This is a genomic window from Pantoea sp. RIT-PI-b (assembly GCF_001187905.1).
GTDB classification, from domain to species: Bacteria; Pseudomonadota; Gammaproteobacteria; order Enterobacterales; family Enterobacteriaceae; genus Pantoea; species Pantoea nemavictus.
The window spans coordinates 505,386-530,850 of the sequence record NZ_LGIS01000033.1 but is presented as its reverse complement, the minus strand read 5'-3'; the positions used below and the strand labels follow the sequence as shown (position 1 = coordinate 530,850).

21 protein-coding genes are annotated in these 25,465 nt (G+C 51.0%); 10 read left to right on the top strand and 11 right to left on the bottom strand.

Annotated elements, in window-relative coordinates:
* Positions 1–21 precede the first annotated feature (21 nt).
* The gene (locus tag AC790_RS23240) at positions 22–1,308 is read left to right on the top strand and encodes a PAS domain-containing methyl-accepting chemotaxis protein (protein ID WP_049853386.1); all 1,287 of its coding nucleotides are present in this window, start codon (positions 22–24) and stop codon (positions 1,306–1,308) included.
* Between the two features lie 73 nt (positions 1,309–1,381).
* On the opposite strand, the gene AC790_RS23235 is transcribed toward AC790_RS23240, so the two are convergent.
* From AC790_RS23235 to AC790_RS23225, 3 genes are all read right to left on the bottom strand, one after another.
* Positions 1,382–2,710: an FAD-binding oxidoreductase gene (locus AC790_RS23235; protein WP_049853385.1), complete on the bottom strand. Its 1,329-nt coding sequence runs from the start codon at positions 2,708–2,710 to the stop codon at positions 1,382–1,384.
* 35 nt (positions 2,711–2,745) lie between these two features.
* Positions 2,746–3,351 (bottom strand): cupin domain-containing protein, encoded by a 606-nt coding sequence (locus AC790_RS23230; RefSeq protein WP_049853384.1) that lies wholly within the window; start codon positions 3,349–3,351, stop codon positions 2,746–2,748.
* 128 nt (positions 3,352–3,479) lie between these two features.
* The gene (locus AC790_RS23225; RefSeq protein ID WP_007893024.1) at positions 3,480–4,229 is read right to left on the bottom strand and encodes an ABC transporter substrate-binding protein; all 750 of its coding nucleotides are present in this window, start codon (positions 4,227–4,229) and stop codon (positions 3,480–3,482) included.
* A gap of 264 nt (positions 4,230–4,493) precedes the next feature.
* On the opposite strand from AC790_RS23225, the gene AC790_RS23220 reads away from it, so the two are divergent.
* The 7 genes from AC790_RS23220 to AC790_RS23190 all read left to right on the top strand — a co-directional run bounded on the left by AC790_RS23220 (position 4,494) and on the right by AC790_RS23190 (position 10,109).
* Complete coding sequence (locus tag AC790_RS23220; RefSeq protein WP_007893029.1) at positions 4,494–5,144, top strand: amino acid ABC transporter permease; 651 nt, start codon at positions 4,494–4,496, stop codon at positions 5,142–5,144.
* Between the two features lies 1 nt (position 5,145).
* Positions 5,146–5,913 carry an amino acid ABC transporter ATP-binding protein gene (locus AC790_RS23215; RefSeq protein WP_049853383.1) on the top strand — a complete coding sequence of 256 codons (768 nt, stop codon included), beginning with the start codon at positions 5,146–5,148 and terminating at the stop codon, positions 5,911–5,913.
* Positions 5,914–6,155: 242 nt separating this feature from the next.
* Complete coding sequence (locus AC790_RS23210) at positions 6,156–6,512, top strand: cupin domain-containing protein (RefSeq protein WP_049853382.1); 357 nt, start codon at positions 6,156–6,158, stop codon at positions 6,510–6,512.
* A gap of 224 nt (positions 6,513–6,736) precedes the next feature.
* Positions 6,737–7,615, top strand: a complete 879-nt coding sequence (locus tag AC790_RS23205; protein ID WP_235440774.1) for a metal ABC transporter substrate-binding protein — start codon at positions 6,737–6,739, stop codon at positions 7,613–7,615.
* On the top strand, positions 7,612–8,433 hold the full coding sequence (locus AC790_RS23200) for a manganese/iron ABC transporter ATP-binding protein (RefSeq protein WP_049853380.1): 822 nt from the start codon (positions 7,612–7,614) through the stop codon (positions 8,431–8,433). Before AC790_RS23205 ends, AC790_RS23200 begins: the two co-directional genes overlap by 4 nt.
* Positions 8,417–9,280, top strand: coding sequence for an iron/manganese ABC transporter permease subunit SitC (gene sitC / locus AC790_RS23195; RefSeq protein WP_049853379.1), 864 nt, complete (start codon positions 8,417–8,419; stop codon positions 9,278–9,280). Before AC790_RS23200 ends, sitC begins: the two co-directional genes overlap by 17 nt.
* A complete protein-coding gene (locus tag AC790_RS23190; protein ID WP_049853378.1) occupies positions 9,273–10,109 on the top strand; it encodes a metal ABC transporter permease in 837 nt (278 codons plus the stop codon). The genes sitC and AC790_RS23190 overlap by 8 nt, the downstream gene beginning before the upstream one ends.
* A gap of 49 nt (positions 10,110–10,158) precedes the next feature.
* Here the strand turns inward: AC790_RS23190 and AC790_RS23185 are convergent, their stop codons facing one another.
* From AC790_RS23185 to AC790_RS23165, 6 genes are all read right to left on the bottom strand, one after another.
* A complete protein-coding gene (locus AC790_RS23185; protein WP_049853377.1) occupies positions 10,159–10,833 on the bottom strand; it encodes an RraA family protein in 675 nt (224 codons plus the stop codon).
* Positions 10,834–10,841: 8 nt separating this feature from the next.
* Entirely contained in the window at positions 10,842–11,759 is a 918-nt protein-coding gene (locus tag AC790_RS23180; RefSeq protein ID WP_072093477.1) for an ABC transporter substrate-binding protein, read from the bottom strand.
* Positions 11,760–12,015: 256 nt separating this feature from the next.
* On the bottom strand, positions 12,016–17,970 hold the full coding sequence (locus AC790_RS23175; protein WP_049853375.1) for an autotransporter outer membrane beta-barrel domain-containing protein: 5,955 nt from the start codon (positions 17,968–17,970) through the stop codon (positions 12,016–12,018).
* A 279-nt stretch (positions 17,971–18,249) separates the two neighbouring features.
* Positions 18,250–18,747 carry a hypothetical protein gene (locus tag AC790_RS24500; protein WP_152929156.1) on the bottom strand — a complete coding sequence of 166 codons (498 nt, stop codon included), beginning with the start codon at positions 18,745–18,747 and terminating at the stop codon, positions 18,250–18,252.
* 24 nt (positions 18,748–18,771) lie between these two features.
* Positions 18,772–21,786: an RNA-directed DNA polymerase gene (locus AC790_RS23170; protein ID WP_049853374.1), complete on the bottom strand. Its 3,015-nt coding sequence runs from the start codon at positions 21,784–21,786 to the stop codon at positions 18,772–18,774.
* A 173-nt stretch (positions 21,787–21,959) separates the two neighbouring features.
* Complete coding sequence (locus AC790_RS23165) at positions 21,960–22,421, bottom strand: Lrp/AsnC family transcriptional regulator (RefSeq protein ID WP_049853373.1); 462 nt, start codon at positions 22,419–22,421, stop codon at positions 21,960–21,962.
* A 260-nt stretch (positions 22,422–22,681) separates the two neighbouring features.
* On the opposite strand from AC790_RS23165, the gene AC790_RS23160 reads away from it, so the two are divergent.
* Positions 22,682–23,104: a DUF2000 domain-containing protein gene (locus AC790_RS23160; RefSeq protein ID WP_049853372.1), complete on the top strand. Its 423-nt coding sequence runs from the start codon at positions 22,682–22,684 to the stop codon at positions 23,102–23,104.
* On the opposite strand, the gene AC790_RS23155 is transcribed toward AC790_RS23160, so the two are convergent.
* A complete protein-coding gene (locus AC790_RS23155; RefSeq protein WP_049853371.1) occupies positions 23,101–24,009 on the bottom strand; it encodes an AraC family transcriptional regulator in 909 nt (302 codons plus the stop codon). The two genes, AC790_RS23160 and AC790_RS23155, sit on opposite strands and share 4 nt — an antisense overlap.
* A 99-nt stretch (positions 24,010–24,108) precedes the next feature.
* Between AC790_RS23155 and AC790_RS23150 the strand changes: the two genes are divergently transcribed.
* Entirely contained in the window at positions 24,109–24,855 is a 747-nt protein-coding gene (locus AC790_RS23150; RefSeq protein ID WP_049853370.1) for an SDR family oxidoreductase, read from the top strand.
* On the opposite strand, the gene AC790_RS23145 is transcribed toward AC790_RS23150, so the two are convergent.
* A complete protein-coding gene (locus AC790_RS23145) occupies positions 24,852–25,454 on the bottom strand; it encodes a helix-turn-helix domain-containing protein (RefSeq protein WP_049853369.1) in 603 nt (200 codons plus the stop codon). The genes AC790_RS23150 and AC790_RS23145 overlap by 4 nt on opposite strands.
* Between the last annotated feature and the right edge of the window lie 11 nt (positions 25,455–25,465).

Here is a 25,465-nt window from a genome sequence, read left to right as displayed (position 1 = left end):
AATCATCGCCTGAGGCTTCCCATGTTTGGTGTGAAAAAGTCGAGTCTTTCATTGCCGTTTTATAAAAGTGGCGATGTGGTTAAAGATATCAATGCGATCAAACAGCATGTTGCATGGATTGAATTTTCGCCCCACGGCGAAATCATCACTGCTAATCCCCTATTCCTTGCTACCACCGGCTATCAGCTCAATGAGATTCAGGGCAAGCATCACCGCATCTTCTGCAGCCCGCAGTACAGCCAATCCTCCAGCTACCTCACCTTTTGGCAAACTCTGGCGGCTGGCGAATCGGTTACCGGCATTTTTGAGCGCTTCAATAAGCAACATCAGCGCTTCTATCTTAGTGCCACTTATTTCCCGGTAAGCGATGAGAAAGGCCATGTTTATAAGGTGATTAAAGTCGCTTCCGATATCACCGAACGTCATCAGGAGCTGGAGCATAAAGAGGCGGTGATTACCGCGCTCGACCTCTCCATGGCGGTGATTGAATTCACGCCGGATGGCCAGATCCTCAGCGCTAATAATAACTTCCTGACTCACATGGGCTATGAGCTGGCTGCAATTGTTGGGCAGCACCATCGTCTGTTCTGCTTCGATAACTTCTATCGCGAGAATCCCGACTTCTGGCGCAAGATTGCCAAAGGACAACATTTCGTTGGCCGCTTCGAGCGCAAAACCGCCAGCGGCGAGCGTATCTGGCTGGAAGCCAGCTACAACCCGGTGTATGACGCGGATGGCAAAGTCTATAAGGTGATTAAGATTGCGTCGGACATCACCGCGCGCGTAGAAGCCGCCAAGCGGGTGGCCGATATTGCGCTCACCACCTCGGAAGAGACCTCGCAAATCACCGATAACGCCAACGAAGTGCTGGATGAAACCATCCGTAACTCGGGGCTTGTCGCGGTACAGGTGAATGCGGCGACCGCCATCGGTGCCGAGCTCAACGCCTCGGCGAAAAGCATCAGCGAGGTGGTCGAGACCATCAACCTGATCGCCTCACAAACCAACATTCTGGCACTCAATGCAGCGATTGAATCCGCGCGCGCCGGTGAAGCCGGTCGCGGCTTTAGCGTGGTGGCAGGCGAAGTGCGGCGCCTGGCGGCATCAACCTCCAGCGCCACCAGGCAGATCACTCAGGTGGTCGAACACAACGCCAGCCTGATTGCGCAAATGGAGCAGCAGCTGAATGAGGTGAAGCAGTTTGTGGTGACCGAGCAGGATAAAATCAGCGTGCTGTCACGCAGCCTGCGCGAGATTAACAGCGGCGTACATGAGTTTGTGAATGTGATACATCGGTTGGATGTTTGAGACGAAGAGGCTTCATACCGCACATTTTCGGTAGCGGCGCGATTTATCGCGCCGCTACGGTATCTGCGGAACATTACATCATTTGCGGTTCACGGATTGCCTGACCTTTGGCAAAGCGCGCCAAACTGTACGGCGTCATATCGGTGAACAGCGGTTTGTTATTCACCCGCTGCGCGCACAGCAAACCCGCGCCGGGGCCAATACCAAAACCGTGCCCGCTGAAACCCGAGGCGATAAACAAACCTGGCAGGTTATTCATCTCATCAATCACCGGCACCAGATCCGGCGTGGTATCTATCCAGCCGCCCCATGCGTGATCGACTTTAATGCCGTTCAGCTGAGGATAAAGCTGCACCAGCGCCTGCATCGCTTCCTGCACGATGCCGTTATCCGCTGCCGGATCGAGGGTGCGGATCTTCTCGAATGGCGACACGCCTTGGTTCGACCACGTACCCGCCGCTTCCGGACCGTTAAAGAAAGAGCCGTTAATCCGCACCTTGAGCTTCTTAGCGATTTTGCTGCGATACATCGGGTAGAACCTGGTGGCATAGCGGATATTTTGCGGCGCAAGATCAATCTGCCCGCGCCCGGAAAGCGCCACGGTGTAGCTGCCATCCTGACGACGGCGAATGCACAAGCCACCGGTGCTCAGACAACCTTTGATCACTTCCGGGGCGGCGGTGGTTTTGAACGCGGTGCCGAGAATATTGGCGCTCGGCAATTCAATGCCGTATTGCTTCAGGAAGCGCGAACTCCACGCGCCGCCGCAGCAAATTACGCGGTTCGCTTTTACCAGGCCGCGCTCGGTCCAGACGCCCGTCACGCGTCCGCCGGAGACATCTAAGCCGCGCACCGCGCAGCGTTGATGCACAAAAGCACCCAGATTTTTCGCGCCGGTGGCGATGGCCGGTGCGGCAAGTGACGGCTCAGCGCGGCCATCGCTCGGCGACCACACGCCGCCGACCCAAGGCGAACTGTTGCCGATGCGATCGCGCGCTTCTTTCGCTGACAGCAAATGGCTAACAAAGCCGATTTGCTGCGCCTGTTTTCCCCACGCTTCCCAGCGCGCCAGATCGCTTTCGCTCTGTGTACCGTAAGTGATGCCCTGACGTGAGAAGCCCAGATCGAGGCCGATTTCGCGGCTTAACTCATCCCAGCGCTGTAAACTGCGGATCGCCATCGGCAACTCGTACAGGTCGCGGTTCTGCTGACGAACCCAGCCCCAGTTGCGCCCGGACTGCTCCCCGCCAATCACCCCTTTTTCAAACAGCGCCACTGAAACGCCCTGTTTGGCCAGCTCATAGCTCACCGAGGTGCCAATAATGCCGCCGCCAATCACAATCACATCAACGGATTCGGGAAAGCGTTCACTGTCTGCAACTGCATTAACTTTTATGCGCATCGTCTTAAGTCCTGCACGCCACTAGGGTGACGAAATCACAAATGATGTTCAGAGGGGATGTGCATGATCCACAACACTCTGGCTTCACTCGCGCTATGGTTGAAAATGTTATGCGGAAAATGGCTCTGAAACTGGAAGCTATCGCCAGCGCGTAATCGGGCGCTGTCGCCATCAATCTCCAGCGTCAACTCACCCTCCATCACTAAACCCGCCTTCTCGCCCTTGCCCATCAACATTTCGTCGGAACGCACGCCCGGTGGAATATTGATAAACATAAACTGCAAATCGTGTTCGCCCGCCGCTGACAGCATCTCCTTTGAGATGCCCCGTTTCCCGACGTTGAAATGCGGTCGCTCAACGGCGCGCCGCACATAGTGTTCCGCACCGCGCAGCGTCGATGCGTGCTCTTCGAGAAAGGCAGAGAGCGGTACCTTCAGCACCAGCCGCAGCTGCTCCAGCACGCGCACGGTGGGATTGGTCAGGTTGCGCTCTATTTGGCTAATGGCGCCAGCGGATACATTCGCCAGCTGCGCCAAATCAGTGATGGTCATATTGCGCGCCTTGCGAATCCGTTTCAGGCGCGATCCAATATCCGCTTCCTGCGCGCCCGTCGCTTCGTCACTGATATTCACTTTTTTCATCGGCTTTAACCCTTCCAGCGGATAACTTTATCGAATTTCGCACAGCGCAGTCGCCGCGTTTATTTCCCTGATACTGTGTTTTTCGCTGAAATTAAGGGTGCGAGACAGCAATATATGCCGCAGCAATGTTAAGGCATGCCCCATTTGGTTTTAATGGTCTGCAAGGTGCCGTCATCTTTCATCGCGGTTAAGGCGCTATTAATTTCGGCCATTAATTTATCGTTGCCTTTTTTCACGCCAAACGCCATCGGCGAAACATGTTCGGGTTTATAACCGTCAATCACATGCATGCCTTTTAACCCACCGGCTTTTTCCTGCGCTTTAAGAATCGGATAATCATTCATCCCCGCCGCGATGCGTCCCAGCGATAAATCACGCGTCATATCAGCCGGGCTGTCATAAACCTTCACCTCTTTGGCGATGCCGCTGGCCATCAGGCTTTGGGTATAATCGGTGCCTGCCATGGTGCCGACGATGTCACCCTTCACATCCTGCCACGAGTTATAGGTCTTCTTGTTGTCATCGCGCACCACCAAACCGGCACCAAATGCGGTCACGGGCTGCGAGAAAGTAATACGTTTGGCGCGCTCTTCCGTGGGCGTCATACCCGCCACAATCATGTCGATTTTGCCGGCAATCACCGACTGAATCAGGGTGGAAAAAGGAATCGCCGTGTAATTAATTTCAAGGTGCTGGCGCTTAGCCACTTCTGCCGCTACGTCGGGCATGAAGCCTTCAATTTTACCGCTTTTAGTATCGAGGAAAGTGGTCGGCGCGCTAGACGGCGGCGAGCCCGCGGTGAGCGCCGCAGCCTGGGCATTGAGGCTAAATGCAGCCGCCAGACAGGCGAATAATAACCGGGAACGATTAGCAGACATAACTCACTCCTGAATCAAATGAAAAGGGCGAACGTCATTTTCACTATAATGAAATTAGTCAGGTGGGTGTCAATGTTTTATTTAAGCAAAATGCGTGAATTCACAATTCACAGATAAACCCTTTGATAACATGCATTATTACACCTATAGCTTGTTCATATGGCGATAATAAGTAAAAGCTATCTCTCCCCGGCGGGTATTGATTGACAGTGATTTGCTATCGGGGATATTCATTATAATGAAATTAACCTGCAGGGGATTATCATGGATTGGAGTAGTATTCACGTTTATCTGCCCTTCCTGTTGCAAGGGGCAGAAATGACGATTTACATCACCCTTTTGTCTCTGATAATCAGTACACCGCTGGGACTGATTTTCGCCGCAGCGAAGATGTGTCCGTGGAAAATAGTCTCCTGGCCCATCGCGACCGTCATTAATATTACGCGCGGCCTGCCAATGATTGTGGTGCTGTTTTATATCTATTTTGTCTTTCCGGATATCGGCATCACGCTGTCGTCATTCCAGGCCAGCGTAATTGGCATTGCCTTTTGCTTTTCAACCTATATCGCGGAGATTTTCCGGGCCGGTATTGAGTCGGTCGATCGCGGCCAGCTGGAAGCCGCACGATCCATGGGCATGAGTTTTCCGAAAGCGATGTACCGCGTGGTGTTGCCGCAGGCATTTCATGTCGCGCTGCCGCCTTACAGCAATACGCTGGTGATGATGCTGAAAGATTCTGCGCTGGCATCCACCATCGCCGTCACCGAAATGACGCGTCAGGGCCAGCTGATTGCCGCCTCCACGTTCGATAACACCACGGTGTACACGCTGGTGGCGCTGCTCTATCTGGTGCTGTGCCTGCCGCTGCTGGCACTGACTAAGCAGCTGGAAAAACGTCAGATTAAAGGAGCCTGAGATGATTGAAATTCGTGATGTGCACAAAAAATTCGGTCATGTCGAGGTGCTGAAAGGCGTGAGTTTTAGCGTCAGCGAGGGCGAGGTGGTGTGTTTGATCGGCCCTTCCGGCTCAGGAAAATCGACCATTTTGCGCTGCATTAACGGCCTCGAAACTTATGAAGGCGGCGACATCGACGTGCTGGGTCAGCGCGTCAACAACAAACATAAAAGCATCAATGATCTACGTCGCCAGATTGGCATGGTGTTCCAACGTTTCAACCTGTTCCCCCATCGCAGCGTGTTAGAAAACGTGATGGAAGGCCCGATTCACGTCAACGGCGAACCGCGTCAGGTGGCGGAAAAAAGGGCTAAAGATTTGCTGGCGATGGTTGGGTTAGGCGAGAAGATTAATGCATGGCCAACCCAGCTTTCGGGCGGACAGCAGCAGCGCGTGGCGATTGCGCGCACTCTGGCGCTGCAGCCCAAAGCCATTCTGTTTGATGAACCGACCTCGGCGCTCGATCCGGAACTGGTGGGTGAAGTGCTGCAGGTTATGCGCAACCTGGCGCGTGAAGGCATGACAATGATTGTGGTAACACATGAGATGCAATTCGCGCGCGAAGTCGCCGATCGCGTCTGCTTCCTGCACAGCGGGCAAATTGTCGAGCAAGGTCCCGCCGATCAGATTTTGCTCAAACCTCAAGAGCCACGCACGCAAGATTTCCTGCGCCGCGTGCTGGGCAACGTGGTGTCGACGACCTGCGCCTGCTGCCAGCAGGCGGTTTAATCCGCCGCGAAAGTTTCTGCTAAAGCCGCGCTGATAAGCGCATGAATCGGTTATTTGCGCGGCAATTCATTACATCCTGTATTTCGCGAACGCTTTAATCTGAAATTCATCTTTTACGTCAAGAGATTGCTGGTCGCCATAAATGGCGACCCTACGAACCTGCTGCACGATTTTCGTAGGGTGCGCATTCATGCGCACCTGCAATAGCTGACGCTACTGCATTTAATTCAGGGGAAATAAATATGAAGGTACAAAAAATCACCCAACCGGCAGCCATTGAAGTTATGGAGCCGTGGGGCAGCGTGGCAGGTTTGCCGGGTAGCGGCAGCATTGCATTATCCGGCATACAAAAAGTGATTCCCGGAAAAGAAGATATCGACACCGGCATCTTCGAATGCGGCGTAGGTTCCTATCGTCGCGCGGTAAAACAGGCTGAAATCATGCACTTTCTCAACGGCAACGGCTCATTTACGCCGGATGGCGAGGAGACGCTCTATTTCCAGCCCGGCGATTCGTTGTTCTTTGAAGCCAATACCGAAGGCACCTGGGTAATTGAAAACACCATGCGCAAACTGTATGTGATTTTCGACGCCAGCTAATTGGTGCGCAGCTTTTAAATATCTAATGTCGCCTGGTGCGCATCAATGCGCACCCTACAGAATCCCGCCTTACTTTGACCCGCCTGTTTCGTAAATTTTTGTCTTCACACTGGCATTTTGCACAAAAATGACTCATATAGATAGCATCAGCTATCTTTTATAGCATTGGCTATATTCCTCTGGAGATGATCATGTTTGCTCAACGCCTTGTGCCTGCCGTCGTCATGCTGCTGTCACTTAGCTCGCTGTTGCCCTTTGCGGCATCAGCGGCAGAAAAACTCAAAGTGGTGACCACTTTTACGGTGATTGCGGATATGGCGAAAAACGTGGCGGGTGATGCCGCCGAGGTGACCTCAATTACTAAAACCGGCGCCGAAATCCATGAATATCAACCCACGCCGGGTGATATTCGTCGCGCGCAGGGCGCTAATCTGATTCTGGTGAACGGCTTTAATCTTGAGCTGTGGTTTAGCCGCTTTTACCAGCGTCTGAACGATGTGCCGCAGGTTACCGTGACGCAAGGCATTGAACCGATGGGCATTTCCGAAGGACCGTATAACGGCAAGCCTAATCCGCACGCATGGATGTCGCCAGATAACGCACTGATTTATGTCGATAACATTCGCAAAGCGCTGCAGCAATATGATCCTGACAATGCCGCGATTTATCAGGCCAACGCCGATCGCTATAAAGCGCAGATCCAGAAAACCATTGCCCCGATGCGCGAAGCTATCGATAAACTTCCAGCAGATAAACGCTGGCTGGTCACTAGCGAAGGCGCCTTCTCGTATCTAGCGCGTGATTTCGGCTTAAAAGAGCTTTATCTATGGCCGATCAACGCCGATCAGCAAGGTACGCCGCAGCAGGTGCGTAAAGTGATCGATGCGGTGCGCACCCATCAAATTCCGGTGATTTTCAGTGAAAGCACTATTTCGGCTAAACCGGCGCAGCAGGTGGCGCGCGAAGCCGGTATTCATTACGGCGGCGTGTTGTATGTGGATTCGCTGAGCAATAGCGATGGCCCGGTACCGACCTATCTTGATCTGCTGCGCGTCACCACCGCAACCGTGGTGCAAGGCATTACCGAAGGAAGCCAGAAATGAGCAGAATCGAAGTCAATGCCGCCGCAGGATTGAGCGTGGAAAACGTCGGCGTCACCTACCGCAACGGCCACACCGCGCTACGTAAAGCCTCATTTAGCGTGCCCGCCGGCAGCATCACCGCGTTAATTGGCGTCAACGGTTCCGGAAAATCTACGCTGTTCAAGGCGATCATGGGATTTGTCCCGCTCTCTTCCGGGGCGGTGACGCTGGCCGGAATGCAGGCCAATAAGGCGTTGAAACACAATATCGTTTCCTATGTGCCGCAATCTGAGGAGGTCGACTGGAGCTTTCCGGTGCTGGTGGAAGATGTGGTGATGATGGGTCGCTACGGCTATATGGGCATGCTGCGCATTCCGCGCGCGGCCGATAAACAGAGCGTTGATCAGGCGCTGGAACGTGTCGGGATGAGCGCTTATCGCCATCGACAGATTGGCGAGTTGTCCGGCGGGCAGAAAAAGCGCGTTTTCCTGGCGCGCGCGCTGGCGCAAAGTGGCCAGATTATCCTGCTGGATGAGCCCTTTACCGGCGTGGATGTCAAAACCGAAGCCGCGATCATCGCCCTGCTGAAAGAGCTGCGTGACGAAGGCCGCACCATGCTGGTCTCTACGCACGATCTCAACGCCATTCCGGATTTCTGCGACCGCTGCGTGCTGGTGAAAAATACCGTGCTGGCGAGTGGCTTGCTGCATGAGACGTTCACCGCGGATAACCTGGCACAAACCTTTGATGGCGCGCTGCTCGAGCGTAACGCGGTGTTAATGCAGCTGATGAAAGACAAAAATCCGCAGCGGGGAGCTAACCATGTCGTGGATTATTGAGCCGTTCGGCTATCAATACATGCTGAATGCGATGTGGATCGCCGCGCTGGTCGGGGCGATTTGCGCTTTCCTCTCTTGTTTCCTGATGCTAAAAGGCTGGTCATTGATTGGCGATGCGCTGTCACACTCGATTGTGCCCGGCGTAGCAGGCGCCTATATGCTTGGACTGCCCTTTGCCCTTGGCGCATTCCTCTCCGGCGGCCTGGCGGCGGGCAGCATGCTTTTTCTTAATCAGCGCACGCGCTTAAAAGAAGATGCGATTATTGGCCTGATCTTCTCGTCATTTTTCGGCATCGGGCTATTTATGGTGTCGCTCAATCCCACTTCGGTGAATATTCAAACCATCGTGCTGGGCAATATTTTATCGGTCGCGCCTGCCGATATCTGGCAGCTCGGCGCCATTGGTTTTATCACCCTCGCCATTCTGCTGCTGAAGTGGAAAGACCTGATGGTGACGTTCTTCGACGAAAGCCACGCGCGCTCGCTGGGTTTAAATACGCTGCGGCTAAAAATCCTGTTCTTTACCCTGCTGTCCGCTTCCACCGTTGCTGCGCTGCAAACGGTTGGCGCCTTTATGGTGATTTGTCTGGTGGTGACACCGGGCGCTACCGCCTATTTGCTGACGGACCGTTTTCCGCGCCTGTTGCTGATTGCCGTCACCATCGGCAGCGTCACCAGTTTTCTCGGCGCCTGGAGCAGCTACTTTCTTGACGGTGCCACCGGCGGCGTGATTGTGGTGGCGCAGACGCTGGTGTTTTTAGTGGCGTTTGTGTTTGCCCCGAAACATGGCGTGCTGGCTGCGCGTCGTCGCGCACGTCTAACCATGGAGGATGGCGTCAATGAGTGAATTATTGCTGAGCCCCTTCCAGTTCGAGTTTATGAACATGGCGCTGATCACCACGTTGGTGCTGTCGCTGCCGTGCGCGATGCTGTCGGCATTTCTGGTGCTTAAAGGCTGGTCGTTGCTGGGTGATGCGATGAGCCACGCGGTGTTTCCCGGCGTAGTGATCGCCTGGCTGATTGGTTTGCCCTACGCTATCGGCGCCTTTATCGCCGGAATGGTGTGCGCCGTCGCCACCGGCTATATCAGCGAAAATAGCCGCATCAAACCCGATACGGTAATGGGGATTGTCTTCTCGGGCATGTTTGGCGCAGGTTTGGTGCTGTACCTGAAGCTGCAACCTGAAGTGCATCTCGACCACATTTTGTTCGGCGATATGTTGGGCATCAGCCTGGCGGATATCATTCAGACCGCGGTGATCGCTGTGATTGTCAGCGTGCTGATTGGCATGAAATGGCGAGATTTACTGCTGCATGCGTTCGATCCCAATCAGGCGCGCGCCTGCGGCATCAACGGCAAACTGATGCATTACGGCTTGCTGTGTCTGATTTCATTAACCATCGTCGCCGCGTTGAAATCGGTAGGGGTAATTTTGTCGATTTCCATGCTGATTGCGCCAGGCGCCATTGCCTTGCTGTTGGCGCGCCGTTTTCTGCATGTGATGCTGCTGGCGATGGGCATTGCCATGGTGACGGGTTTCAGCGGCGTCTATGCGTCGTTCTTCCTCGATAGCGCACCGGGTCCAACCATCGTGGTGATTTATGCCGCGCTGTTTGTGTTGGCGTTTGTGTTTGTAACGGTGAGAGATCGCCGCACGCAGCAGGTGCACAGCTGATTGGGCAGGTGCGCACCTGCTGCGCACCTGATCGCCATAAATGGCGTCACTAAGCAGGAAAAATGCAGCCCAACTCGCGCAATTTTTTCTCGACCCAATCGCGTTTATTGCGCCCTTCCGCAATAGCCTGCAGTTTGGCGATTTCGCCACTGCGGCGCTCGCTGGCAAGCGCATGTATCTCATCGATTTGTTGATACGGCACACAGAGCACGCCGTCGTCGTCACCCACAATTAAATCGCCCGCCTCAATCACCATACCGTTGAGTGAAATGGGCACATTCACTTCACCAGGACCGTCTTTATAAGGTCCGCGATGAGTAACGCCCGCCGCATACACCGGCAAGGCATTTTTTCGAATACTTTGGCTGTCACGCACCGCGCCGTTAATCACCACGCCTGCAATGCGTTTCTTCGCCGCATACGTCAGCATGAGTTCGCCGACAATGGCGTTGGTCACCTCGCCGCCAGCATCCACCACAATCACATCGCCCGGCTCTGCAATATTCAATGCATAGTGCACCAGCAAATTATCGCCTGGTCGACACTTCACCGTGAGCGCAGCACCCGCCATATATCCACCGGCGTGATAAGGACGCAGATTGGCACCGCCTGCCGTCAGGCGGTGCATGGCATCGCTAATATTTGCCACCGGTAAATCCTGGTAGGCCGCTATTTGCTGCGCACTGGCTTTTCGCGTTCTGGTTATTATGCGGAAACCGCTCATCGCTTTTCCTATGATTGTGAGGCGAAGATATCTTGATTCAGTTTGGCTTCTTTCACTGCGCCGTAGCCGATGAACCAGCTATCGAGGATCTTTTGGTAGGTGCCATCCTGGATTAAGGAGTTCAGTGCCGCCTGAACAGCCAGCTCAATAGGTGAACCTTTGGGTAAACCGATCGACATCGGCGGTTCCTGCACGCTTATTTCACCGGTTATCGCCAGATTCTTCAGCTGCGCAGCTTGATACGCTAAACCTTCCCACGGGCCGTAATAGAACGAGATTCTGCCGCTTAATACCGCGACCACACCATCAGGACGGCTGGGGAATACCGCCACGTTGATCGCCGGTTTATTTTCGCTCAGGCAGGTTTTACTCGCCTCATTGAGAAATTCAATCTGCGCGGTGCCCACTCCCGCCCCGACGGTTTCACCGCATAGCGCGGTTAAGGCTTTGAACGGTGCCACATTACGATCTTTCCGTGAAATCACCGCCTGACGCGAGCTATCGAAATAGCTAATGAAGTCGATTTGCGCAAAGCGTTTTTGACTTGGCCTGATATTAGAAAGCACCGCATCAAAACGTCCGGTTTTTAAGCCGGGAATAATATTGTCGAAGCCGCCAGTCTCTTTCCAGATGACTTTCAAACCCAGACGCTGACCAATCGCATTCATGATATCAACGTCGCGTCCGGATAAGGTTTTATTATCTTCGAGGAAAAAGGTGGTGGGAGGTGTATTTGGATTAGTGCCGGCAATGACATAACCTTTTTTAATTATCTCTTTAGGTAATAAAGCCTGCAGTTTTTTATCGGATGCGACCTGAAAATTAATTTTGGCTCCTACACCGCTCTCCTCCTGAGCGTGCGCAGAACTTGCTAATAAGGCTGACGTTAATAGCGATCCCATTAACAGAGATTTTATGTTTAGCATGGTTAAACCCCAGGTGATGAATGCGAAAAGCAACAATTAATTGTTATAATGCAAAAGCTTAAAAGCCTTTAACCTACCATACAAGAACATTATAAGACGGCGAAATTCATAATCGGCATAAGGTTAGCGATAAATATTTATTTCAAAATGAAATCATCAATGGTGGCTGCTGGATAGGATTTTCAGGTTGGCATCTCGCCCACGTTGAGGCGTTCAACATGGGCGAGATGAAAACAACTATTAAAGGAAGTTAATCTTAAAACGACCAGCGCACTCCCGCGTTATAGCGCCAGCCTTTGGCGCCGTTGCCGTCGATCTCTTTGCGATAATCTGCTTCGGCATACAACGATATATCCTTGTTTAGCGTTGCGCTGCCGCCCAGGCCGACATCCCACATCTGGCCGAATTTACCGCTGTCAAACGTTTGACTGCCCTCTGCATCCGCCGCACCAATTTTGGTTTTCGCAGTGCCGCCCCAGCCTTTGTAGTAATTGGCGCGAACATATGGCGTATAGGCGTTCTGGCTGCCGTCTTGCCAGGTGCGATCGAGGCGCGCGCCGAGACGGCCAATGGTTTGATCGTAATCGTTATACGACACGCGGGTGTTATCACGATCGGTGAAGCTATCCATCTTCATCTGCAGCCAGGTAATTTGCGCCTGCGGTTCGAGGCGCACGCCGTTGGCGAAGGTGAACGGATAGCCCGACTCCACCGAGGCCGTCCAGCCGTTGCCTTTCGGTGATGCCACCTCTTTCTGCCGCGCAATATCCGTCTCGCCGCGATACCAGCCCCAACTCAGCGAGCCATCGAGGTAGAATCCGCTGTCGCGCAGCCAGGTGCCGTAGAGCGAAATGGTGTCGCTATCGAAACTGGTGGAGCTGTAACCGTCCGCCGCCTGTGGACGAATGCGCGTATTACCCCGCGTATACGCCACCCCACCGCGCAGGCTCTCTTCAGCACCATCAACCTGCAGCAGATTGCCGCCCAGTTGCACCGCGCTGTAGTCCAGGTCGAAGTCGTAACCGTAATCGGCTGAACCGCGATTACTTTGGTACTTCAGATTAGAGCCGAGATAACGAATAAACATCTCGCCGCCCACGCCTTCAGGCCCGCCTTGCTGCTGACGCAGTTCACCGAGGCGCTTATGCAAGTCGTCAGTCACCGCCAGCGAGTAGTAAGCCAGACCAACCGGCGCCGAGATATACGATGGCACCTGCGGTGTAACGGCCAGGCGCGCCGCACGCTGGCCGCTGCCCGCTTGCGGCTGGCACAGCGAGCCGTCTTCACAGACGAAGGTATTAACGAGACGATAATCCCACGCCCCCGCAGCCGAACTGCCCGGCGCGAAGGTGGCTAAGCCGTATTGCCACGGCCCGGATGCGACATAGCCATTCTTCAGCACAAAGCTGGTGGCGCTGGCGTTACCGGTTACCTGCGCCAGCGAGACGCCTTCGTTGCCAGCAATCACGCCATCGCGGTTGCTATCCAGCACCGGGCCGCCAGCCAGTTTATCCTCAATCAAAGTGGTGCCCGTGGCATTGCCATTGACGCGTAACAAATCACTTTGCGTTGCCGTCGAATTGAGTTTCAGGTTGCCGCCGGTTGATGCCAAATCGCCATCAATGGTTAAGGTATTCGCCGCTGCGTTGCCGCCGTTGGTGAGATCCAGCGTACCGGCGTTGTTTACCACCAGCGAATCGTCGGTTGCGCCCTGCAGTAGCGGATTGACGTTATCACCGGCGAACAGCGTACTGCCGGCATCAATATTGATGGTGCTGTGTGCCAGTTTGATATTGTCGGTCAGCGTCCATTGGGTATCGAAGAAGTTGAGCGTGCTCCAGCCCGCGCCGAGGTTGGTGCCTTTGCTGGCATCATCGCTGGCAAAGGAACCGCCGCGCGCCGACAGCTTGCTGAGGTTAAGCGTGCTGCCCGCTCCGTTTTCAGTAGTGATGTGGCGCGTATCCGCCAGGCTGACTTTTTGCACCGTCGCCTGATTCGCCGCACCGCTGCCCATGGTCAGGCTGCCGTTCAGCGTGCCGCCGGTAACGATCAGCTCATCGCTGCCGCTGCCGGTATTCACGTCGCCGATTACCGAACCATCAAGGAGCGCGATCACATCATTGCCTGCGCCACCGGCCACCACGACCTGATCCGGGAACGGTGCGTTGATGGTGCCTTCATTGACAAATACCGTGTTTCCGCCGCGCAAATCGATCAGCGGAGAGACGCGGCTGAGTGAGCTAATCGATCCCTGATTGATCACCTGGCTGGCGGTGCTGGTCTTAATCGCCGAGCCGCCGTTAGCATCGCGAATGCTAATCGACCCCTGCGAAATGACTCTGCCGCTGGTATTGGCGCGAACGCCGGTGCCCTGCGTGGAAACCAGAATCGAATAGTCCTTGCCGATCACCAGATCGTTACTGGTGGTCGAGCCATCTTCATTTTCGAAGCGATAGCCGGTGCCGGTACCGCTGACGTTAATCAGCACGCGACCATTAGGATCAAATGAGGTGGCCGAACGCACGCCGTTGCCGCCTGATACTTCAAGCATCACGTTATCCAGCGAGATGTTGGCGGTTTCAGCCCGGTTATTGAGGACACTTCCGCTGCCTAAAGCGCCGATAATGATGTCGTTGGCTTCAACGCCCTGCGCACCGCTATCGAGCAGCAAACCGTCGGCTTTGCGCATCGCTTGTATCGTGCTCGCGCCCTGCCCGTCGCCATAGATTTTTAGCCAGCCACCGTCGCCAACACGCAACGCGGCGATGCCGTCGTCAACGCGCAGGGAGCTATCCATTGGCACGTATTGCCCGTAGCCGCTGCTGACGTCTACGCCCGTGCCCGAAGCAATATGGATGCTGCCACGGTTAATGAAATTACCGCCGTCATGCACGCGCGCGCCGGTGCTGTTGGGGCCGCGCAGATCGACTGCGCCCTGATACTGGTTGAAAATGCGCGCGCCGTCGCTGACATCAAAAGCGGTGGCATGGCGGCCATTGCCGTTGATTAAACCGGCGGCGTAGATCTCCGTTTCATTGGTACTCGCCTGTGCCGCGGTATTGTTGCGTCCGTTAAGCGTGATGGTGTTGGTTAATACGCCGGAAGCGTTATAGGTTGCGCGCATCACCGTGGCATTCTTGCCGGTAACAAGATAATTATCGGTCCCAGACACGTAGGATCCCGACTCTGACACCACAATACCGGTGGTGTTTTTGCCGCTGAGCGTAACGGTGCCGGCGGCCTGCGGGTTGAGCCACCCCTCAGTGGCGACTTCATACAGCGTCGAACCTTCAGTACTGACGTTAACGTTGCCACCATTGCTGATCAGCCGCGAACCATGATCCTGAATCTGATAGCCCACCTGCTGTGGATGATGAAACACCACGCTACTCTGCGGGCCAAGGTTAACCTGTCCCCCCGCGCTCACCAGTCCACCGACCGTGTAATCGCCAAACAGATTCATAATGCTGTTTTGATTGATGCGGGATAGCCGGTCATAGGCAACAAAGCCGTAGGCGCCCGAGTAAATATTCAGCGTACCGGTATTGTTGATGTCAGTGGTTGTCACCTTGTCGCCGACAAACTCATAACCATCGGCATACAGCGCCACACCATTATTGGCGACGCTGATTTCGCCGCTATTGGTCACCTTGCCGCCGTTGGTCGCATAGATTGCCTGCGGTGCCAGCCCCATTAAGCTGATATTGGCGGTATTGATCACCTGCGCATGATTACGCGCAATCAAACCACGCTGAAATTTATCATTACCGCTTAGCGCTGCATGGTTGGTTAACAAGGTATTTTCATTAAACTGCGTGTCGGGATTAACCACAGAGCCCTGCAACAAATAGCGATTACCGTCCACTTGAGCCCAGCGGGCATCTTGACCGATAAGGTTGACCTTGGTTGCCGCATCAACGGTGGCACGTGCACCGTCGGTAATCCACAGCCCGGAAGCGTAATCACTGTTCAGATTGAAGGTCGCCCCGTGAGTGGCGACCTCGCTGCCGTCGCCGGCGGCAAATACGCCAAGGGCAAAGGGCGCATTCATGGAGAGCGTCATGCCGCGGCCATCAAAATCCGCGCCCTGCTCAAGGCGAAAAAGCGTGCCGCCGTTACTAGATGTGGCGTAGTGCCCGTTAGCCGGCAAGTTGATTTTGGCGTTGGGCCCGATGGTGTAAAAACTGATTTGTCGCTGAGCGAGAAAGTCTCCATTGCCTACGGATGAGGGCACGGCGCTGGGAGTGACGTTGACTGTGGCATTGCCTTCAGCGCGGATGCCGATGCCTGCCGTGCCGCGCAAATTAATTTTCCCGCTGAGATTAGCCGTAGCGCTGCTGCCCGGCTCACCTATCACCCAAACCGCGGTATTGTTGGTGCCGCTAAAACGATCGGCATCACCACGCACGTTAATGGTGCCGCTGGAGTAAGCGCTGGCGCTGTCACCATCACGCGCGATGACTTTGAGGCCGGTGCCGTTATCGCCATTAAGATTGATGGTGCCAGCATTGCCCACCTTACCGCCGCTGCCGGCATTAATCGCCAACATGCCAACGTTTTCCAGAGGCTGATATTGCGCTTTGCCGTTTACATCGATCACACCGTTGTTACGGGTGACGGCGTTCGGTGCAAGTTCTACCCGCATTCCCACCGCATTTTGTACTTTGGAACCAATCACGATGCGGCCATCGTTAATCACTTTTGAATCCAGCAGCTGATAAATGCCGCTGACACCGCCACTCAAATTAACGGCGACCTCTTCGCTGCGATCATTTTTACGATTCTGCGGTGCACGGCCGATATAGAGGGTGCCGTCTTTGGCATTTACGAAACTACCGTTTCCATCGCTGCTCGGCAGCACGCCCGCCGCGCTGCCAGCGCCGGAAATGTTGCTGACGCCGACATTGATATTGCCGTGGTTCACCACCTTGCTGTTGTAGGAACTGATGCCGGTACTGAAGCCCGCGCCGGGTTGCAGATTGATGACGCCTCGATTGATAAAGTGGCTACTGTAATTGGCGGTCACCGCGCTACCGGCCGCACCAACCGTGCTGCTATCGACGCCTTTGCCGTTGGCGTTATTAAGAAAACCGGCATTAATCACGCCATTGTTTATTCCGCGCGCGCCGTTGAGCAACTCCAGGCCAGAACCGGTGCTGGAGAGCTTGCCATTGATAATCGCTTTCGCGCCATTTATGGCGCGCATCACCACGCTATTGCTGTTCACCACCTCCAGCGTTTTGCCGCGATTGATTTTGACCGTCGCCTTAGGACCATCGGCGCTGAGCACCACCTGATCGAAAATCGGTAGCGCCACCTCATCGTCGAAGTTGTTGCTGCTCATGCGATAGACCACGCGTCCGTCCCGCAGCGCGTAGGCTTTGTTAAATTCTGCGTTGTAGCTGTCGGTGCTGAGATTGGCGTTGGACAGTTGATCGATCAGCCAATCGTTGTAATTGCGAAGATCATTGAGATTGGTGACGTTGAAGGTGCTGGTGCCGCCGTCCAGCGTGTTGACGGTGAAAACACCCGCATATTGCACCACGTTGCCCACGTCATAAGCCAGGCGATCGCCGCCGTATGGCGTGGTGCCTGCGGTGAAGGTGATGCGATTATTGGAATTCCAGTTGAGGTTGCCTTTGTTGCTGGCGGTAAATAACTGGCTTTGCTTCGCCGCCATCGACCAGCTATTCGTTGAGGAATTGGCCGCTGCGTTATGCTCGCCAATATCGATATTAAGCGTGCCATTGCTGACGGCAGCGACGCGTGCATTAATATATTGTTTGTCGTTTACATCAAAATAATCTGGCACTACGGTATCCAGACCTACCGCGGGAAGATCGACAATTTCAGACGTTTTAAACACTGAATATGTGGTGTAAGTATTTTCCTCATAATTAGGAATACCAATTAAATAGCTCTGCTGACCGATTTGCAGTCGCGCTTCGCCAATGACATTGTCATTGATAATTCGACCAATAGTGCGCAACTCACCAATCGTCACGCTGCCCGTGCCATTTTCACCGGGCGTAAACTGCGGCAATCCACTGAGCGTTTGCGTGCTGCCATTACATAAACAGTATGCACCCACTTTATTGTCATTAATTTCAGGCGTATAGGGCTTTAATATCGCAGCCGTTGTCGGCAGCACAGGGAACATCATGCCTTGCGCAGCCACAAGGCTTAGTAACACCGGATTTAATTTAAACACAATGTTTTCCTCAACAGAGAAAAGACAAATTGCGTACGGATGTACGCTTCAGGTTTGTTTAACTGACTGAATTATTTTGTTTCAGGTTTTTAATGTTTGAAATTGGGTGAAATGAGTATCAACGCTAGTTAGGGTTAGCGTCTAGTTTGAGTTAAGGATTTGTGAGATGGGAGAGAGGATTTAGGAATTTGGCTAAAAACACATAGCATAAAAATGGACCTAATTAGCGGTCATAAATAAAACTCACCAATGTTTATTATTATAAACATTGGTTTTGATTCAGGGAATAGATGTGGAAACTAAATCATTTATCAAATCAATTAAAGATTCATCCCAGTGACGCTCCCTAACAGTGCTTGATATTTTAAGATGATCAATATGTCTTGAAAGCTGTGATTTTATAGTCGAATTCCACTTTTCGTCATTTATATCAATGGATAATATTTGCTCAAATGAAAAAAGCATTGATGAGACGAACCAACAATATTTAGCATATTCTTCTGTAACTGAAAGTGGCTTCACCATTCCGTTTGAGAAGTTTGGATATGCGATACACATTGACAAATATTGGTGATAAATTTGGTACGCTGTAGCACTCTTAGATTCCTTCCTACTTGATATTAATTGGTTATATGCAACACTCGCAGCATATAAAGCAATGACTACGCCAGCTATTGTAGCAATACCAGATAAAATTCCGATCCATTTTAGCCACATATTAACGTCTATGAAAACAGACCAACCAGTTTCGAAACAAGTGAAGCTTTTACTTTTCATTTTTTAAAATTACCACCGTCGTATTTACATTCTTGTTTTACACATTTCAAACCCTACTGGAACAGGTTTGAATTCAGAGTCACTATCTGTCATATCCCCATTTTTTTGAAACTCTCTTAATGGACCATATTTTATTTCGGCTATCACATATGTATCAGACACTCCCCCTTTTACTCTTACGGTATCTCTTTTAAAATCGGCTCTGTAAGGTGCACGAACACGGCTATCACCATACTTTCTATTATTTACTTGGACAATGAAAGAATGCGTGTCATGAGAAGCGCCTTCAATTAAATAACTAAAAGTTTTAACGTCAGGATTCCATTCTAAAACGAATAAACAATCAACTAAACCTTGATATCTTGTTCTATTCAACGGATTTGTCAGATCGCTGCACAAGATTACTCCAAAGTGAAAGCCGCCATGTTTATATGTAGGGAATTTCTCATTATTACTTAAGGAAGATGAATACAACATTAAACCAGAGTCACTTAACGCTTTCCTTTCTCCATGCGACGGAGAGTTTTTAGATTGCAAAATTAGAAAATTACTATCATAACCAGGCCATACAGTAGTTAAGGAAAGCAAACAATCATTTCTTATTATTTTGCTATTATTAGTGTCAACATAGCATTCTATACCTGCTATTAATGATTTTTTCTGTCTTCCAAGCCGATAAGATATATTAATCGCCCATCGCAAAGGGATGGAGCACTCTGGGAAAACAATGTAATCAGATGGCTCATTACATTTCAAAATATCATTTATCAATTTATTTATCTTTTTATATCTTTCTAAAGATTCATCACACTTTCCCTCAAGCGTTAATTCATATTGGTTATCTTCAGTTAAAAAATTTGTTAGCGCAACCTTGACAGTTAAATAATGAGAACTAGGTATGTTAATTGAAACCACTCCACTTTCAGACTTTGAATAACCAACATTACCATTAAAATATGTGCCAGCGCCTCTTAAAGCAAATATACTATCTTTAAAAAAAATCACATCTTCTAATACTTTCGGGCAAATAAAAGCAATTTCCTGTATTGTTTGAGGTCTTGTTGGAAAAACTAATGCTTGTAAGTGTGGCGTTTTCAGCTGCGTTTCTTTACAAAATTTATCAATTAAATTCAGTCTTAGAACATGATTGAAACTTTCATTTTCAGACATTAAAAGATTATCAAAGTTATCTTTTTGTGAGTAATGCCAATAATCTTTATATGGTCTGTAGCCAAAATCGGCATGTAAGACATTTAGACATAAATTTTTTAACTCGTATTCTGAAAGCTCAATATGGTTATTACCAATTAGTCTTGTCAGCTCGTCAGTTATTTTTTTTAACTTACTCCAACCATCAAATCCTCGGACTGTAGCAGACTGTATTGCTGAATCATATAGTCTTTCGTGAAGATATTTTTTACAACTAATCAGTTTTTCATCAGCCAATGTCCCTGACGTTTTCTCAATAAGATCAAAGCATTTATTTATTTTTTTTATGAAATCTAGAGAAAAATCAAAATCATTATTTACTATCATTAACTTAAATGTTCTATGTATATAAACAAATAAATCAAAAATCCCTTTTGGCGTTAGTAAATAGCGATCAACCAAACCATAAAACTCTTGTCGGACATTAATCCACGATGCAGCAGACAGATCGGCTGTATAGCTTTCAATATCTTTCAACAATAATGCTAAGCCTAACCGGCGGATAGAAACCACATCTGCTTTTCTCAATGCATCTGGAATTAAAGATGTATCTGATGAAGCTAAAAGAGTTTTATTGGCCATTTCCACCGAGTTTTCCGGCAGCTCAGGAAGCATACGATATTCACTAGATTGAGCTTGTATTTGTGAAGAAATTTGGTCAATAAAATCTAGCCCATGCTTGCCTGAAAGATTAAAAATCTTTTGTTTATTTGCTCCAAACTTTAAGTTGCAACTTTTAGCATACTTAAATCCGATACTAAGATCATACTGTTTCTTATTTTCATTGGTAATTTTTATACACTCAATGTTTTCTTCAATATATGATAATACTGAATTCCCGCCATCACAACCCACAGGTGTCTTAAAAACAATAAATATATCATCCACATAACGTCCGTAGTAAGCAGGTTTTAGGTCTTCACGCATTTGTTTATCTAGCTCATATAACAAAGCATTGGATATTACTTTTGAAGCAGAAAGACCTACTGGTAGAGAATAGTTTTTCCTCTTAACATTTGATCCATTTGAGTTTAACGTACTAATATGCCATTTCTTTAATGAACTAATAAACAATCTAGTAAATAAAATATCATCTTGAGTTAATTCAACACCTATTTCATGTAAGAATTCTTTTTGTAATAAGAAGGATGGTGAAACGTTATGATAAAAACCTTCAAGATCCATAGTGATTGCAGTAACTGGGAAATTACTCTCTAATAAACCCCTCATTGAGTCTAAGCCATCACTCCTCCATTTTTTATATGCAATAAAATATGGATTAAATAAACCCGGTGATTCGGTGTTGATAGGCCCATTCATTGTATCGTTGATATCAAGCTCATGATATTGCCGTCTTAATCTATTACCATACGATAAAGCCTTATCTAATTTTTCATCAAACTTATGACCAACCTTCAATATCCAAAGTGCAGAAATTATCTGAAAATTAGTTGTTGGCGTCATAATTAGCCTGTAATCTGGAGTGATCTTTTTCTGATCATTATCATTATATCTTTGCCACCAATCTTCCATCGGGTTTATTGATCTATAATAAATACTATCTTTGTTAACCCATTCTTTATCGCTTAGTGCTTTTGGTGCATACCTAAATCCACCGATAAATTCTATGTCATCCCACCTAGCATTATCTTTATCAGTGACATTTAAAAATAACGCACTCAATTTATGATTAAAATCACTTTCGAAATTTGCAAAAGAAATTGCATTAGAATGAAAACTATCGTAAAAGGCTTCTGATTTAGCTTTCCGATATGCAACATATAGATCCTCAAATTTAATATATCCTTTTGCAAAATTGAGTTTGCTCATCGAATCCTCATTATTCTGTTTTTTTAATAAATGTTAAATTAATTAATTGATTGATTGATTGATTGATTGATTGATTGATTGATTGATTGATTGATTGATTGATTGATTGATTGATTGATTGATAATAACATTTAATTAAGCCTAGTATATCATTCAATCTAAAAATACTAATATTATACTAAAGGCCAGGCCGCCATTCCCTTTATCTCCTTCAGCACAAACATACTCTGCATCTCTTTTATCCCTGGCAGTCTACGAATAACCGACATCGCGAAGTCGGCATACGCATCCATATCTGCCGCCACCACTTGCAATAAGAAATCGGCATCGCCGCCGATGCTGTAGCAGGACACCACATTATCCAGCGACATCACTTCCTGTTCGAATTTACGCGCTTCGGCTTCACTGTGGCTATCAATAGTGACGCGCACAAACACCATCACATTAAGGCCAATTTTTTTTCGATTAAGTACCGCACGATAACCCTGAATCACTTCATCCTCTTCCAGCTTGCGCACTTTGCGCCAGGTGGGGGATGCGGAGAGGCCAATTTCGTCGGCGAGATGTTGGTTGGTGATGCGCGCGTCCTGCTGCAACTGCTGAAGAATTCTAATATCTGTCTTGCTTAAGCTCATAACAGGATGATCCTTTCCGTAGATTTGCGGTTTAGGGATTTTTTATCCCTAACGCGTCCTTTTTGCAATGCATTCCGCAAGCACTTTTCTTTCTCCTTGCCGCATACTTTTCACTTGATGATTGCCATCAGAATCATTGCGTGGAAGTCGCCATGAATGGCGACCCTACGTCGAAGGGTGCGCATTTATGCGCACCAGGCAGACCAGCATTATTCGCTGAACCGCGCACCTCTAAACCCACTCAAAGTGAAGGCTGTATCATGAATTTCTACGCAAACACCCATCGCTGCACCATCGTGATTGATCAGCAACTGCCCGCAGGATTGGCAATGAACGCTTGTAGCGTTATCGGCATTAGTTTTGGAAAATTGATAGGCAATTTGGTGGGGCCGGACCAGCAGAGCCAGGATGGCGTGAGCTATCCTGGCGTTATTTACGCGCCGCTGCCGGTGTTATTGGCTGATGGCAATTACCTGCGCGAGTTGCAGCAAATAAGCGGCGTCGATAACCAGATCTTTGCGATGCCGTTCAGCGCGCTGGCACAATCCTGTAAAACCTATGAGGAATATGGCGAACGTATTGCCAACGCGCACAGCGATCATATTGAGTTGGTGGCGTTGGGTTTGATCGGTCACAAGAAAAAAATCACCCGTTTAACCGGCAATCTGAAGCTTTATCGCTAAACATCTTGTTCTGCCTCGGCCGCAAACCATGCAGGTGGCTGGCCGACGTAGCGGCTGAATGCCACGCTGAACGCGCTGGCAGAGCGATAACCGACGCGCTCCGCCACTTCGGCTACCGCCATGTTTTTACCACGCAGCAGATCTTTCGCGAGTGCCATGCGCCATGTCAGCAGATAAACCATCGGCGCGACGCCAACTGCAGCCCGAAAACGCACAAAGAAAGCGGAACGCGAAAGCGCAGCGGCTTTAGCCAGTTCTGCCACCGTCCAGCTGTGCGCGGGATTAGCGTGAATAGCGCGGATCGCTGCCGCCAGGCGCTCATCGGCTAATCCGCCCATTACGCCCGGACACGCATTACAGATCGGCATCGATCGCAGCGCCTCTATTAATAGCAGCTCCAGCAAGCGCTCCAGCACCACATGGCGCGCCGGCCGTTGCGCGCGACATTCGTTCATCACCAATTGCACCAAGGTGGTCAAACGGGATTCACCGCGCACCTGAATAAACTGCGGCAGCAGCGAGACGATCAATCCAGCATCGGGCGCGCCGAACTGGCAATAGCCAATTAAGGTTTCCACGTCGGCTGGCTGCTGTTGATCGCCAATCCAGAACTCGCCGGGTGCGAGCATCTGCGGCACGGTTTCTGGCGCATCGTCGGCAGGTGGTTCAGCGCTGGTCATGCAAAATTCCCATGCGGCCGGAATCAGTACAAAGTCGCCCTGCTCAAGGGTTATTGGCGCATGTCCTTTCATCTTCAGTTGGCTGCGGCCTGCCAGCACCAGGCAATAGAACGGTTGGCCGGTTTCGCTGCGATGCACGCGCCAGCGGCCATTAGCTCGCGCACGCTTGGAGAAAGCTGCTTGCGGCTGTAGCAACGAAACCATCTCAGCTAAGGGATCGATCATTTGGACTCCTGCTAATGAAAGTAGGACTCTGCATTGTAGTGAGTCCAGCACATTGACTCTATAGTGGTCATCTACCCTAAAGCAATGCAGGAGTGAAAGATGAAAACGATTCTAATCACCGGCTGTTCTTCCGGCTTTGGTCACGCCACTGCGCTCTATTTCCTCGAGCGCGGCTGGAACGTGATCGCCACCATGCGCAATCCGCGTGCCGACCTGTTTCCCGCTGCAGATAATCTGCGTTTGCTGCAGTTGGATGTCAGCGATGCGGCCAGTATCGAGCAGGCTATCGCCGCAGCGGGTGATATTGATGTGCTGGTGAATAACGCTGGAATTGGCGTGCTGACCTCGCTGGAAGGCACGCCAATGTCGACCGTGCGCGACGTCTTTGAAACTAACACGCTCGGTACGATTGCACTGACGCAGGCTGTGCTGCCGCAGTTCCGTGCCAGGCAGAGCGGTACCATTATCAACGTGACATCGACGGTCACACTGAAATCCTTACCGCTGCTGGCGGTTTACACCGGCAGCAAAGCCGCGGTGAATGCCTTTACCGAATCGCTGGCGCTGGAGCTACAACCGTTCAACATCAACGTGCGTCTGGTGCTGCCGGGTCTGGCTCCCACCACCGATTTCGGCAAGAACGCGATGCCGCGCATGGAAAACACCCAGCTTGAACCGTATCAGCCGCTGCTTGATGGCGTGTTTAACGCGATGCAACAGCCCCAGCCGACCACCAAAGCGAGCGATGTTGCTGAAGCGGTGTGGCGCGCGGCAACCGATCCCGATGCGCCGATGCGCATTCCGGCCGGTGAAGATGCGGTGGCGTTAGCCAACCAGCCAGGTTAACTGTGAATCTCGGCGACGGCCATGGTGAAAATCAGCGGCTGCTCGCCGAGGTTGGTGTAACTGTGCGGCGCAGCGGTTTTGGCCACCGCAGAGCTGCCGCGCGGCACCCGCAATATCTGCTCATCAACCGTCAGCGTTAGCTCGCCCTGCTCAACGTGCAGCAGTTCATAAGTGCGCTGTGGATGGCCCGGTGAAACAAACTGTTCGCCGGGAAACATCTGCCAACGCCACAGCTCAATCATGTCCGGCCCTTGCGTGCCCGCCAGCAATCGCGCCGTGCCGCCTTTTGCGCCCTGCCACAGCACCGGAATGTCCGTTTCTGCGACTAAATGCGCGAGCGGATCGGCGGTAACGTTGACGATATCCGCCACCGACAAACCTAGCGCCGCCGCAACCTTGCACAAAATGGCGATGCTGGGATTGGCGCTTCCTTTCTCAATGTCCACTAACATCCCTTTACTCACGCCCGCGCGGCGCGACAGCTCGTCCAGCGATAACTTTTGCTGTTGGCGGTAGGTTTTGACGCTGGTGGAGACGGCCGCGCTAACAAAGTCGATATCAGCACCCGTTTCGGTCAGTTTATTGACTTTGGTCTTCATCGGTCACTATC